Genomic DNA, 11,617 nt, shown 5'->3' on the forward strand with positions numbered 1-11,617 from the left:
TAATTTCCAAAAATGGATTATTCTTAACAGAATCCAGCTTCACCTGAAGAGTCTGACAGGCAGCTATGACGTTTTCAGGGATGTCTGGTAATACTCTTGTTTCATCCCTTTCAATGTATTTCACTTCAATTATTTCATTTTTTTTTGGGAAAAAACGTTGTAAAAGACGTTGTAAAAAATTAATCCATTTCAAAATAACTCCTTAGGCATGACATGAAGCAGCTGCACATTGCAAAAGCAGATTAAACGACACGGATCCAGTAGGCTGGTTCAACAACCCAAACTCCGCAATCATATGCGATAGCCCTACGATGGCGGTTCATCAGCCAGAACGTCCAGGCGACAAACCGACTATTTCCACTATAGACGGTTCTATCCCCATCCAGCATGACAGAATAGCGAGGCTTTTTGTCCATATTATGATTCCTTATGTTGTTTACCTGGAATTATCGGAGCATCCAGGTGGCAAGGCAACTCTGTATCAGAGGATATTTTACCCCGCGCAACCAGCCATGCGCGACGTTGTTCCAGCCATGTTTTGAAAGCGGGTGTCGCTTCGACTTTTTTCACTTCCTTCTGTTTCCAGGCTTTTACCGGGCCTGCACTGAGCGGCGCACCGAGAAATTCACTGATCGCCTTGTCAGTCCAAAGACGAGCTTTCAAGCCACGTTTACTTATCCACTCAGCATGCCATTCATTGCTCGCTTGGGCTCGTCTATCTACTGCATTGTAATAAAGCCTCACGGTCATGGCACATCTCCTTGTACTTCTACATCATGAATGGGTTTGGCATAGAGGGACCAAAGAAAAATACAATGATTGAGGTAAGGATAAAACAGGTTAACCAGAGCCATTCAAGTTTCCAAGGTCTGAATAATTGCCAGATAAATCCGGCCGCGATAGTGCCGCAAACAACACCACCAATTAGAGCTTCAGAAATTGTCGAGTGTTCCATTGATTTTGTTTCTCCAAAAATTACGCCATTGTGCTTTATAAAACTACAAGCGATGCGACAGGGAATTTCATACTGAAAGAAATCACAAAAAACCTAGTTTTTTAGATAGTTAGGGCTGAAAATGTAGTGGGAACTTTTTAGTGGAGTCACACATTAAATTCCCACATTTTTTTATTTTTCGAAGGACTGCATGTTGCCCATAACCAGCCTGATGGCCTTATCTAACTCAGCCTGAACTGAAGCAGGAAGACGGGCAAATTCATAGGTCACTAAGCGTTTAGACGGATCGGTTTTCTTCCGGGCAAACTGCTTTTTGTCTTCAAACTCACGTAGCTTTTCAGTTTGTACAGTTTTCACTGGCGCTGGCTTCAGCTGCTTCGAATGGCGTTTAAAAGAGTCCATAATTAGCGACTTACTTACGCTTTCAACTTTTGCTGCACTGATGTCTGCCTGCACTTTTCCGAGCAAATCAGACAGAGGCACACCTTTGCTATCTAAGTCCTCTGAAATTTTTAACAGCAGCTGGTAATCAGCAAGGGAGAGTTCATTGATAACCGGGAATAACTCGACCATTTCAGCTGGCACAGAAGCAGCTTGAAACGCTCGGGAAACGCTTGCCGGTGAGACGTCCTCTACGCGCGCAATTTCATCCTTAGACATGCCATTTGCGTACATAAATTGATATCTTTGACCTATCTCACGAAGCGTATGCTCACGCGCGGTCTGAATGTCTTTGGCAAGCTGACGAGCATCTTCAAGACTTATCTCATCTTCTGTAACCAGAATTTCGAATTTCGCGCCACTGAAGATACATGCCGCCCGGCGCCGGGAACCATCTAACACTTCAATACAACCGTTAATAACTCGGCCGATTGCTGGGAAAAATTGCTGCAGGTTGATAGTTCGCGTTATGTCGCTCACTGACTCAGGGGTTACATACCTTTGGTCGCGACCGTTAACAGCTGGATCCACAAATGTCTTCTCTTCAATATCACCATTCAAAATGGTTGAGAGGGTGAACTTGGCCTGATTACCGGACTTAAGGGTGAATACCTTCTCTGCTTCTTTGGTTTCGAGGCTACGGATAAAATCTGAGCTATCACTACCTAAAATGTTTCGCCCGCGAGCTACTATTTTTTTCTTCACGCTGATTGGCTCCTCAGGAATTCAATACGGTCAAACACAGCCTTCGTAAAATGCTCTGCTTCTGTACGCGCTTTTTTTAACGCGTCGTTGCTACCGGGATAAGATGCTGGGTTGGCACTAATAATCGTATCAAACGTTTCTCCGCAACGTTCAAAGCCATCCAGGCGGGGCAGGGAAGAGTCCAGTATGCTGCTTGTGTAGACTTCACGAGCAAGGCTATGTGAAACCAGATGATCGGGCTTGCCAGTCATTTTCGACATAAAACCAATACTGGCAGCCAGACGCGGTTCAATGCCTTCTTCTTCCAGCGTTTCCAGCATTTCAGGCAAGCGGGTAAGGTATTTCAACGTGGAATGGAAATCGACTTGCGCCGGCGGAGTAGGGGTGAGAATAAGGTCACTTGCCGCCAAACCGTTTAGTAAAAATGGATCGAGGTGCGGACCTGTATCAATCAGGATGAAATCGTAGTCATCAGCCACACGATCGATAATTATTTTGCGAAGCACTTCGTACTGGTTTACGCCCGGCAGGTGCTCGCTAACCAGCTCCTTCCATGCGCTGGCTACAAAACCATCATCAATAGAAGCAGGAATAACATCTACACCTGGAATGATGGTTGGCCGTATCACTTCGTTACGCAGGGTTTCAGCATCGACATCGTTTAGCATCGCTTGCGCGGCGGTTTCAAGAATGGAACCAATACTGTGCGTGTGATCGAGGAACATGGTGCTGGATGCCTGCGGATCAAGGTCAATAACCAGAATACGCAGATCGTGACGCAATAAATCCTGATGCACTCGCAACGCGTGCGCCAGCGTTACAGTTGATACGGTTTTGGATACGCCACCTTTCAAGTTAACGACGAAAATAACGTAAGGCGATTGATGGATTTCACGATACTTCGGGATCTTGCGGTGGGCGTAAATATCAATAACATTCTGTACTGTAAGAGCATATTGCTCAACATTTCCGACGCGTTTCTTGTTGAAATCGTAGCCTGCATCTTCCATTTCTTTAATGGCCTGCTCCACGATGCGACGGCTTAGCTTGGGTAATTTGGCTACTGCGTTCCGGGTAAATGTCTGGAAGTATTCTGTAAGGTTAAACTCTTTGCGTTGATCTTCAATGTCCCGGCTCATTGACTCAAGCAATATGCCAGCTCGTCGCGCTATCGAGCCTACTCCACCGTAATCTCGTTTCATTCTGTTCTCCATGATGTTTTCAATGTAGAGGACATTGATTGTACAGCTCGGAGTGTACAACAAATACCGTGACGTGCAAGAAATTATTGATATTGGTGTTTTTGTTGCACGTTCAGCGAGTGACTCAAAGGCTGAACGCTGATACATGTGTTTATAAATCGGCTCGGAAGTGAGCAAACAGGTGTGTTTACAAAGCGGAAACAATATGAGAGGGAATAGATGTGTTTATAAAACGGATGCTGATGCTGTGTTACCGGGAAAACAGCAAACACTCGCAGTCACTGCGGCACATATCCGCTTTACAAACACAGTCAGGCGCTTTTACTCTCCATCTTTTAAGGCTTCAGACATAGCCTTAATGTCTGGCCTAGGCGTGCGACGGGTTATGATTAAGTGCCATTCACCATCCTTTTTAACGACATCGCCATCTAAATAACCGACCGCTTTAAGCTCGTCTATAGCCTTGTTAATCACTCGATTCTGCTGGTTATTGGGTGAGGTAAGCATTAGGCGACGTTTAATACGCGCGAACGATAGTGGTATTGGTCGCTCAGGAAGGCTCTCAATGAAAGTGTATAGGGCCTGTGCTGTCCCTTTGTTCGCAAGTTGCCGGATTATAAACATCTGCAGAAGCACCTGACGGTCGAATTGATAAAGCTCCCAAAGAGACTCATCGGCGGTAAGTTCCATGATGTCGTCTTTTTCGTCCCACTTACCACGACTTAACAGACCAGATACAACACCATTCCGATCCTTTTCTGAGGCAAGCTTGATAGTTGTGCTGCGAAGACGAATAAGAGAGTCGGCCAAGCGCGTTCTGAGTCCTTTATCTTTGTCCTTTGAGCTAAACCCGCAGAATGTAGCAAACTCGCTGAATGGAAGTTCAATGGTGCTGCTGTTTAAGCCATATTTCGAAAACGCGAGAATGATGCCAACCCACACCTTGAAGTCAGTCTCCATCGAAAGTCGTGGGCCGGTAATACGGATGTCTGTATAACCTTCGGCTCTTGCCAACTCTAAGCTTTGAAGTTCGCTACTCGCATCAATACTGATATTTTCTGTGTCCTTTCCTTTTCGTTTTAAGGAAGGTAGAAACAGACCTAAGCGCATCAAAGCTACAGGCTGGACAGTAGCGTTTCTGGAAGGCATGAGCTTCTTATTTTCATCGATTTCTACGAGAACCGATTCAAGTGATAGATCTACACTTTTCTTATACATAAGGACTTATCCACAGTTAAAGGATCATCCACAGACACAGCATGCGTAATCCCATTTATAAACACGCGCAATCCGTTTTATAAACACATATATCCGCTTTGTAAACACAGAATACCGATTTACAAACACAAATATCCGACTTATAAACACATGAAATGGCTGTTAGCCTATGCATGGCGCGGTTTTCAACGTACCGGGATCTGTTTGGATCATTATATGGATCTTTGCTGGATCAGATATTTGGATCTGCCCGGTGGATAACTGGATAAGTTGTCCATTTAACTTCGAGCGTAAGCAGAATTTATCCGTGCAGTTCCCTGGTGCTTCCTCGCTCACTCGCGGGCTTCGCCCTGTCGTTCGGCTGCGGCGAGCACTACTGGCTCTCTCTGAAAAGCGAAATTTAACTGATCCTCGCTATGGGGATATCTTTCCAGCGGGTGGTGTACGCAGGGGAGAGCATGTCGCGTTTCATTTGCCATGATGGCGCTATCCCTCGTCCGGCAAACCAGAGCTGTCCCAGCCCGGAATGATTAATGCCATCGAGAACCTTCATCAGCTCAGCGCTGTGAGGACGTGGAGGACGTTCGTCGAACAGCTGCAGCTGCGAAACACCGGAGCCGGTGAAGTCATTCAGCATCACACCGGCTTTGGCATACCGGTGCCCGTCCTTCCAGATACGCTCCAGAGCCGTTGTGGCGGCCGCAATGATGTCCCGGGTGTCCTGAGTGGGGGTAAGCAGTTTCTCCGTGGCCACGTTGCCATAGTAAGGCTCTTTAACGGCGAACGGAGACGTTTTGATGAATACGGAAATATGCCGGCAATACTGGCGCTCTTTACGCAGCTTTTCTGAGGCCCGCTCTGCGTACTGACAGACAGCCTGGCGGAGCGAATCGTACTCCGTGATTTTCTCTCCAAAACTGCGGCTGCAGACGATCTGCTGCTTTGTTGGCGGGGCTTCCTCAAGCGACATGCAGCTTTCCCCGTTCAGTTCGCGTACCGTTCGCTCAAGGACTACGGAGAAATTTTTGCGGATAAAGGCCGGGTTCGTCAGGGCCAGATCGAGCGCGGTTTTGATGCCCAGAACATTGAGCTTGCGTGCAATACGGTTTCCCACGCCCCAGATCTCTTCGACCGGCTGCAGTGAAAGCAGTTTCCGCGTTCGCTGTGGATTCCCCCGGGTGAGTGCGAGCACACCACGAAACTGTTTCCACTCCTTTGAGGCCCACTGGGCTGATTTTGCGAGGGTTTTCGTTGGTCCGGCGCCCACACCGATGGTCAGACGGGTACAGTCATACACGTGCTGTCGCAGCTGCCGGCCGAAGTCCTCCAGGTCCATGCAGTGCTCCACACCGGTCAGATCGAGGAACATCTCGTCAATCGAATACTGTTCCACCCCCGGAGCCAGTTCCTCCAGGCAGCTCATCACGCGCGCCGACATGGATGCATAAAGTTCATAGTTGCTGGAGAACGCGTATATTTTTTCCGGGTATCTTTCGTTTTTCATCTGAAACCACGGCGTACCCATTTTGATCCAGGGCTTTGCCTCGGCACTTCTCGCGATTACGCAGCCATCGTTATTGCTGAGCACCACAACCGGCTTTCCTTTCAAATCCGGGCGGAAAACACGTTCGCAGCTGGCATAAAAGCTGTTCACATCGGCCAGGGCAAACATCAGTACATCTCCCTCGGGCGGTGGATGATGTGCGTGACGACGCCAAAGATATCCAGATCGTCCGGGTCGGGATAAATCGGCGACCAGGCGGCGTTCATGGGCTGCAGCGTCAGTCGTGGCGTCAGCAGCAACCGTTTGACCGTAAACTCCCCCTGCACGCTGGCCACAACAATATCGCCATGCCGGGGCTTCTCGGCACAGTCCACAACCAGCAGATCGCCATTGTAAAGGCTGCCGTCGGACATACTGTCACCGCTGGCGCGAAGGTAGTAAGTCGCGCTCGGATGCCGTATGCAGTAATCATGGAGATCCAGGTCAGACTCGACGTAGTCAGCTGCAGGGCTGGGAAAACCGCAGCTGGCCAGGTCTGCAAACAACGGATGGGCCTGTGGCGGGAGTTCTTTCCCGGTGCTGAAAAGCTGCAGTTTCATCTTTCCTCCTGATGTCTAAATATACTGGTTATGCATACAGTATATTTAACAGCGTGAGGATAATCCAGATCGCCTGCGACATGAACAGTATGAGTAACATAAATTACTCAAAATGCTCATTAATATCATTTTGATTCATCAGTTTTACTCATAATGAGAAATAAGGCTTTTATTTTTTCATTTTGCTCTTATAATATGTATCAAATTGAGTGTAATTGACGGAGCATAATGATGAATATTTACTGCGATGATGGTTCAACTAATGTTAAGCTGGCATGGTTTGAAGGAAACGAGCTGCAGACCCGGGTTTCTGCTAACTCCTTCCGGCATGGCTGGAAAGTGGCGGAATTCAGTGCTGCAACGTTCAACTATCAGGTGGGTACGCTGAAATACACCTGGGACAGCGTCAGCCGGGATGCCATCCCGACAACAAACGTGGAATATCAGTACGGTGATCTCAACCTGCTGGCCGTGCATCATGCGCTGCTGAACAGCGGACTGGAGCCGCAGCCGGTGAGCCTGACCGTGACGCTGCCCCTGAGTGAGTATTACGACGGGGACTGCCAGCGGAACGAGGAGAACATACGACGCAAACGGGAAAACCTGATGCGTGAGCTGGTTCTGAATAAGGGCAGGGCATTTACCGTAACGGACGTGAAGGTGATGCCGGAATCACTACCGGCGGCGTTCTCCCGTCTCGCGGAGCTGAAACCCGGCCCCGCTGAGACCACCCTGATTATCGATCTCGGTGGTACCACGCTCGATGCCGGTGTGATTGTCGGCCAGTTTGATGATATCAGTGCGGTGCACGGTAATCCGTCTGTCGGCGTGTCACAGGTCACCCGCGCAGCTGCAGGCGCGCTGCGTGCGGCAGACAGCGAAACCAGCGCCCTCATCGCTGACACTGTCATCCGCAACCGCAATGATCGTCAGTATCTGCAGCGTGTGATCAACGATGCCGGTAAAATTGACGAGGTTCGGAACAAAATAACAGAGGCAATCACTTCCCTGGGGGCGCGTGTCACCAGTGAGCTGACGGCCTTCAGGAACGTTAACCGGGTATTCCTGGTCGGGGGAGGGGCTTCCCTCATAGAAGAAGCTATCCGTCAGGCCTGGCCTCTGGCTCATGACCGTATCGAGGTTATAGGCGATCCGCAGATGGCGCTGGCCAGGGAGATTGCCCTTTACAATAAAGAGGACTAAACGTGCCGGACGGCCAGTATTCTTTCTATCTGCACAGCGACGATCGCACCGACATCGCGGCGATGGCAACCATCAGCACCATCTCACAGCCCCTGCGCGGTGAGTTCATCCGTACCGCCGCCACCGCCGGGGCGGTGGTATACCAGGTGGATGCCCGTTTACCGGCGCTGATCCCGGTGTTCTTTGCCGGGCAGCTGAGCGCTGTCCGCCTTTGCGCCGTGATGGCCCTGGTCTCCGGAACCTGGTCCTCACTCACCGGCCTTCCGGATGAGCCCGAAAATGGTGGGGCTGCTCTGCCCGTGTCACCGGAGACGGAATACCAGCGCCGGCGTTACACCCTGACGCTTCAGAATGGCCGGAGTGGAGAACGGGTGGAAAGTGTGCTGACGGAGGCGTCATCCCGTCTGCGTGGCGATCTGCTGAGAAACCTGATTATCACCGGTCTTGCCCTCCACACGACGGCACCGGAGCTGCCGCGCCTGCTGGCCAGTATGCCGGTACCGCCCACCTCGGTCAGTGAGCTGCAGGCACTGGTTCAGCAGATGGCCGGCACCGCTGACGTGAACAGGGCTGCAGCTGCAGTACCGGATACGCCGACAGCATCTGCCGCGCCGGTGTCCGGGTCGGATACCCGGGAAATAAAGAAAAATATGCGGCGTGCATTCGGTGACTAACAACGAATCACATCCACTACTACACCGATTTCAAATGACTGGCATCCCAGGGAGGTTCTCATGTCACCAGGATTCAGAAATGTTCTCCGTCTCGCCCGCATTCCCGTCGACAGCAGTGAACCGGTGCGCAGAAAATTTGGCAGCCGGCTGATTGGCATTGTGACGGTATGTCTGCTTCCGCTTCTGGTTTTCGACGTTCCGCAGTGGGTTTTCATTTTGTCGCAGATCATCTGGGGGGCGGGCGTCTATATTGGCCTGTCTGTGGCCGGGGATAAATCCCTGAACCGCTGATACAAATTTTCTGATTGTTCAAAAAAAGAACAGGCGTGGTGGCGTCTGTTCTCCCGCGCTTCTCCGTCGTTTGCCTTCAGGATATCCACAATCTTAAGCCCCGGATTTGTGGACAGGTATGCCGGTAATTCCCCGTTCGCCTGGAGTTAACGCCAGCCTGCCGCCCGCTGCCAGTGTCTCGCGTCCGGTCTGGTACGGGACGGGCGGTTTTTCCGCTCCGGCCCGGCGTCGTTGAGAGTGTGCGCCAGTCCCTCGCCCTTTTAAGGAACGCCCTTCAAGCCGCTTTCGCGGCATATCCTTGCCGTCGAAAAGACGGACGGCTGCGGTATTCCACGGTCGGCCTGACCCGTGACCGGACGCGATGAACAGGCAGCGTGCGGCAGGGAACGGTATCGCGGTGATGCCTCCTGCCCCCTCAGACTACAGGAGTGCTGCCATGTCCAGATTCATTCTCGGGAACTGTATTGATGTGATGCGCGGATTCCCCGACCGTGCCGTGGACCTTATTGTGACCGATCCGCCTTACCTCGTCGGTTTTAAGGACCGTCAGGGCAGACAGATTGCCGGGGATGTGACGGACGAATGGCTGCAACCGGCCACGCTGGAGATGTACCGCGTCCTTAAAAAAGACGCACTGATGGTGAGCTTCTACGGCTGGAACCGTGTGGACCGCTTTATGGCCGCGTGGAAGGCGGCAGGATTCTATGCCGTGGGCCAGCTTGTGTTCACCAAAAACTATGCCTCCAACCGTCGTAACGCCAGGGCCCGACGCGGATTTGTGGACTACTGCCATGAAGGGGCTTATGTCCTTGCCAAAGGCCGCCCCGTGCCGCCCCTTAAACCGCTGCCGGATGTGCTGCCCTTCCCGTATACCGGTAATACCCTGCATCCGACGCAGAAACCGGTGGAGGCGCTACAGCCGCTGATTGAGTCATTCAGCGCCCCGGGCGCGATTGTTCTCGACCCGTTTGCCGGAAGCGGTTCGACCTGCGTCGCTGCATACCGTGCCGGACGCCGCTATATCGGCATCGAGATGCTGGCGCAGTACCACCGGGCCGGAACCGAACGACTGGCCGCCATGCACCGGGCCGTAAATACCCCGGCGGCGAACGATGAATGGCTCCCGGAGGCCGCGTAATGAATTACGACGGACACGAAGCCCTGCGCCGCGATATGGCCGGGCTGGCGAACAATCTTTGCGACCTGAAAACCACCCTGAAAGTGCTGGAAGACACGTACCACTACCGGTACGACGGACTGGCGGAACGGCTTGCCGGTATCAGTCTGCGACGTCTCAGCGTCCTGATGGATGAGGCGTTCAATATTGCACTGATGCTCGATGAAAGCTTTCTGGATTGAGGAGAGAACATGTACGGAACCCGTGAAGATCTTTGCAGGATGCTGAATGAGCAATATCCCGCAGAAACCCCGCTGAACCTGATTATCTGGACCCCGGCGGATATTGAGGCGCTGGCTGACGGGATGGAATATTCCTTTTCAGAACATGACGTAAGGGCAGTACTGGAACGCATGGACGCTATACCAGAAGAACAACGGCTTGAGTCGGGCGTGTCAGCCGGCCTGGTGATGGCACTGATAGACCAGGTGAAAGAGAACGGGCAGAGGGTGACTGTGCCGGTTGACCTGCTTGAAACCCTGCTGATTACCGCCGAACAGGCATTGTGGGACAGGGAATGGACCGCACGGGATCGCAATCTCCCGGTGCCGGAAAGCGTAATGCGCCGCCTGGCGGATACAGCAAAAGTGCGGGCATTACTGAAAAGCTGACAGCAGATCGCCCCGCCACGCGGCGGGGTGATATAACCCGGACAGAGACGATAATGATGAAAAAAGAAACCCTTAACACGCTTATTCTGCGTCACGGCGACCGGATGCTGCGCCAGGCTGGCTGGCCCGACACTGTTGATATGGCGCCCGTCGCCCCCGAAACCGTACCCGGCTGGCTTGCCGCCTGCGGCTCTCTCAGTGGCGTGGAAATCCTCACGCTTACGGAACAGCTTTGTCAGCCGCTGACGTATGGCCGGGCAGCGTTGTTGCTCGCCAGCGCCCGGCGGCTGGCGGGAACCCCGGCCCGTCTGCATCTCTTTCCGGTGCAGGCATATCCGCATCCGGAGCGGCTGGCTGACTGTCAGGTTATCCGCCTGCCTTACGCTCAGGAGTGGCTGACAGCGGCGGAATGTGACGATCTGCTGGCCTTCCTGAAAGCCTCCCTCACGCAGATATCGGAAATCGTCCACCGGGATACGAAGCGCATCGCCGCCGCGCTGACGCCGTCCGTCACTCCCCGTCTGATGGACAGGCGGATCGGTGACTGGCGCTTGCTGGCCGTGGAGTATGATCATGATAACTGCCTGGACGAAGACGAAACCGACAGGCTGGATCAGGTCCTCGATGCCATTCTGATTCGCGATGCGCGATTCTGCCCGGTCCTGCTCACCCTGGTTAACGAGCGGGAGGAAACTATCAGGAGCGCAGGGGTTATCGCTGATCAGCTGCGTTTTACGGACACTCCGGTCCGGCGCTGGTTTGATCGCCGGGTTTTAAGGGAAATGGTGAGAGAGGCCCGCGCCAGCAGAACTCAGGAGTGACAGCCCGGAGCGTCAGGGGAGGGGGACCCTCCCTTGTCAGCCTGCCGGCACAGGAGGTGTGGTGCGATAAGGATGTCGCCGTGCCGGCTCCGCGTCCACCCGGCCCGGTTTCCGGGCCTTTTGGGTGAACACAACCCTCTGTTATCGCCGTGCCGTGTGCTGGCTGTGCCGTGCCTTCACTTTAGCCCGGCAGCCGCAGAGGCTGGAGTTCGCTGG

At 52.5% G+C, this 11,617-nt stretch carries 14 protein-coding genes and 1 pseudogene; 8 read left to right on the top strand and 7 right to left on the bottom strand.

The genetic code is table 11. The features are described 5' to 3' along the window. The 7 genes from ACOI7Z_RS26175 to umuD all read right to left on the bottom strand — a co-directional run. Positions 1 to 193, bottom strand: a 193-nt coding sequence (locus ACOI7Z_RS26175; RefSeq protein ID WP_020803365.1) for a hypothetical protein, incomplete at its 3' end; no start/stop codon positions are given. 224 nt (positions 194 to 417) lie between these two features. Further along, the gene (locus ACOI7Z_RS26180; RefSeq protein WP_004152347.1) at positions 418 to 750 is read right to left on the bottom strand and encodes a hypothetical protein; all 333 of its coding nucleotides are present in this window, start codon (positions 748 to 750) and stop codon (positions 418 to 420) included. 376 nt (positions 751 to 1,126) lie between these two features. Continuing rightward, positions 1,127 to 2,101, bottom strand: a complete 975-nt coding sequence (locus ACOI7Z_RS26185; protein WP_004152348.1) for a ParB family protein — start codon at positions 2,099 to 2,101, stop codon at positions 1,127 to 1,129. After that, complete coding sequence (locus ACOI7Z_RS26190) at positions 2,098 to 3,303, bottom strand: AAA family ATPase (RefSeq protein WP_004152349.1); 1,206 nt, start codon at positions 3,301 to 3,303, stop codon at positions 2,098 to 2,100. Before ACOI7Z_RS26190 ends, ACOI7Z_RS26185 begins: the two co-directional genes overlap by 4 nt. Before the next feature lie 321 nt (positions 3,304 to 3,624). Then, entirely contained in the window at positions 3,625 to 4,521 is an 897-nt protein-coding gene (locus ACOI7Z_RS26195) for a RepB family plasmid replication initiator protein (RefSeq protein WP_004152350.1), read from the bottom strand. A gap of 400 nt (positions 4,522 to 4,921) precedes the next feature. Continuing rightward, complete coding sequence (locus ACOI7Z_RS26200; protein WP_004152351.1) at positions 4,922 to 6,193, bottom strand: Y-family DNA polymerase; 1,272 nt, start codon at positions 6,191 to 6,193, stop codon at positions 4,922 to 4,924. Beyond that, a complete protein-coding gene (gene umuD, locus ACOI7Z_RS26205; RefSeq protein ID WP_004152352.1) occupies positions 6,193 to 6,624 on the bottom strand; it encodes a translesion error-prone DNA polymerase V autoproteolytic subunit in 432 nt (143 codons plus the stop codon). The genes ACOI7Z_RS26200 and umuD overlap by 1 nt, the downstream gene beginning before the upstream one ends. Before the next feature lie 231 nt (positions 6,625 to 6,855). On the opposite strand from umuD, the gene parM reads away from it, so the two are divergent. The 8 genes and pseudogenes from parM (at position 6,856) to ACOI7Z_RS26245 (ending at position 11,401) form a co-directional block, all read left to right on the top strand. Then, positions 6,856 to 7,827, top strand: coding sequence for a plasmid segregation protein ParM domain-containing protein (gene parM / locus ACOI7Z_RS26210; protein WP_032414078.1), 972 nt, complete (start codon positions 6,856 to 6,858; stop codon positions 7,825 to 7,827). 2 nt (positions 7,828 to 7,829) lie between these two features. Further along, positions 7,830 to 8,501, top strand: coding sequence for a plasmid partitioning/stability family protein (locus tag ACOI7Z_RS26215; RefSeq protein WP_004152354.1), 672 nt, complete (start codon positions 7,830 to 7,832; stop codon positions 8,499 to 8,501). 60 nt (positions 8,502 to 8,561) lie between these two features. After that, complete coding sequence (locus tag ACOI7Z_RS26220; protein ID WP_009309993.1) at positions 8,562 to 8,792, top strand: hypothetical protein; 231 nt, start codon at positions 8,562 to 8,564, stop codon at positions 8,790 to 8,792. A 195-nt stretch (positions 8,793 to 8,987) separates the two neighbouring features. Further along, positions 8,988 to 9,157: pseudogene (locus ACOI7Z_RS26225) on the top strand (hypothetical protein); the annotation flags it as partial. Positions 9,158 to 9,228: 71 nt separating this feature from the next. Then, positions 9,229 to 9,930: a DNA methylase gene (locus ACOI7Z_RS26230; RefSeq protein WP_001568041.1), complete on the top strand. Its 702-nt coding sequence runs from the start codon at positions 9,229 to 9,231 to the stop codon at positions 9,928 to 9,930. Then, positions 9,930 to 10,151, top strand: coding sequence for a hypothetical protein (locus tag ACOI7Z_RS26235; protein ID WP_001568042.1), 222 nt, complete (start codon positions 9,930 to 9,932; stop codon positions 10,149 to 10,151). The genes ACOI7Z_RS26230 and ACOI7Z_RS26235 overlap by 1 nt, the downstream gene beginning before the upstream one ends. Positions 10,152 to 10,160: 9 nt before the next feature. Then, positions 10,161 to 10,580 carry a DUF1380 domain-containing protein gene (locus ACOI7Z_RS26240; RefSeq protein WP_004144453.1) on the top strand — a complete coding sequence of 140 codons (420 nt, stop codon included), beginning with the start codon at positions 10,161 to 10,163 and terminating at the stop codon, positions 10,578 to 10,580. Between the two features lie 53 nt (positions 10,581 to 10,633). Continuing rightward, on the top strand, positions 10,634 to 11,401 hold the full coding sequence (locus tag ACOI7Z_RS26245) for a hypothetical protein (protein ID WP_001568044.1): 768 nt from the start codon (positions 10,634 to 10,636) through the stop codon (positions 11,399 to 11,401). Positions 11,402 to 11,617 lie beyond the last annotated feature (216 nt).

Source organism: Klebsiella sp. C283 (genome assembly GCF_048822555.1).
Classification (GTDB): Bacteria; Pseudomonadota; Gammaproteobacteria; order Enterobacterales; family Enterobacteriaceae; genus Klebsiella; species Klebsiella quasipneumoniae.

Bases quoted from the DNA above. Each gene is read 5' to 3' on its own strand.
- ACOI7Z_RS26180 (WP_004152347.1), bottom strand. From the start codon at position 750: ATGACCGTGAGGCTTTATTACAATGCAGTAGATAGACGAGCCCAAGCG.
- ACOI7Z_RS26190 (WP_004152349.1), bottom strand. From the start codon at position 3,303: ATGAAACGAGATTACGGTGGAGTAGGCTCGATAGCGCGACGAGCTGGC.
- ACOI7Z_RS26195 (WP_004152350.1), bottom strand. From the start codon at position 4,521: ATGTATAAGAAAAGTGTAGATCTATCACTTGAATCGGTTCTCGTAGAA.
- ACOI7Z_RS26200 (WP_004152351.1), bottom strand. From the start codon at position 6,193: ATGTTTGCCCTGGCCGATGTGAACAGCTTTTATGCCAGCTGCGAACGT.
- umuD (WP_004152352.1), bottom strand. From the start codon at position 6,624: ATGAAACTGCAGCTTTTCAGCACCGGGAAAGAACTCCCGCCACAGGCC.
- parM (WP_032414078.1), top strand. From the start codon at position 6,856: ATGAATATTTACTGCGATGATGGTTCAACTAATGTTAAGCTGGCATGG.
- ACOI7Z_RS26220 (WP_009309993.1), top strand. From the start codon at position 8,562: ATGTCACCAGGATTCAGAAATGTTCTCCGTCTCGCCCGCATTCCCGTC.
- ACOI7Z_RS26230 (WP_001568041.1), top strand. From the start codon at position 9,229: ATGTCCAGATTCATTCTCGGGAACTGTATTGATGTGATGCGCGGATTC.
- ACOI7Z_RS26235 (WP_001568042.1), top strand. From the start codon at position 9,930: ATGAATTACGACGGACACGAAGCCCTGCGCCGCGATATGGCCGGGCTG.
- ACOI7Z_RS26240 (WP_004144453.1), top strand. From the start codon at position 10,161: ATGTACGGAACCCGTGAAGATCTTTGCAGGATGCTGAATGAGCAATAT.
- ACOI7Z_RS26245 (WP_001568044.1), top strand. From the start codon at position 10,634: ATGATGAAAAAAGAAACCCTTAACACGCTTATTCTGCGTCACGGCGAC.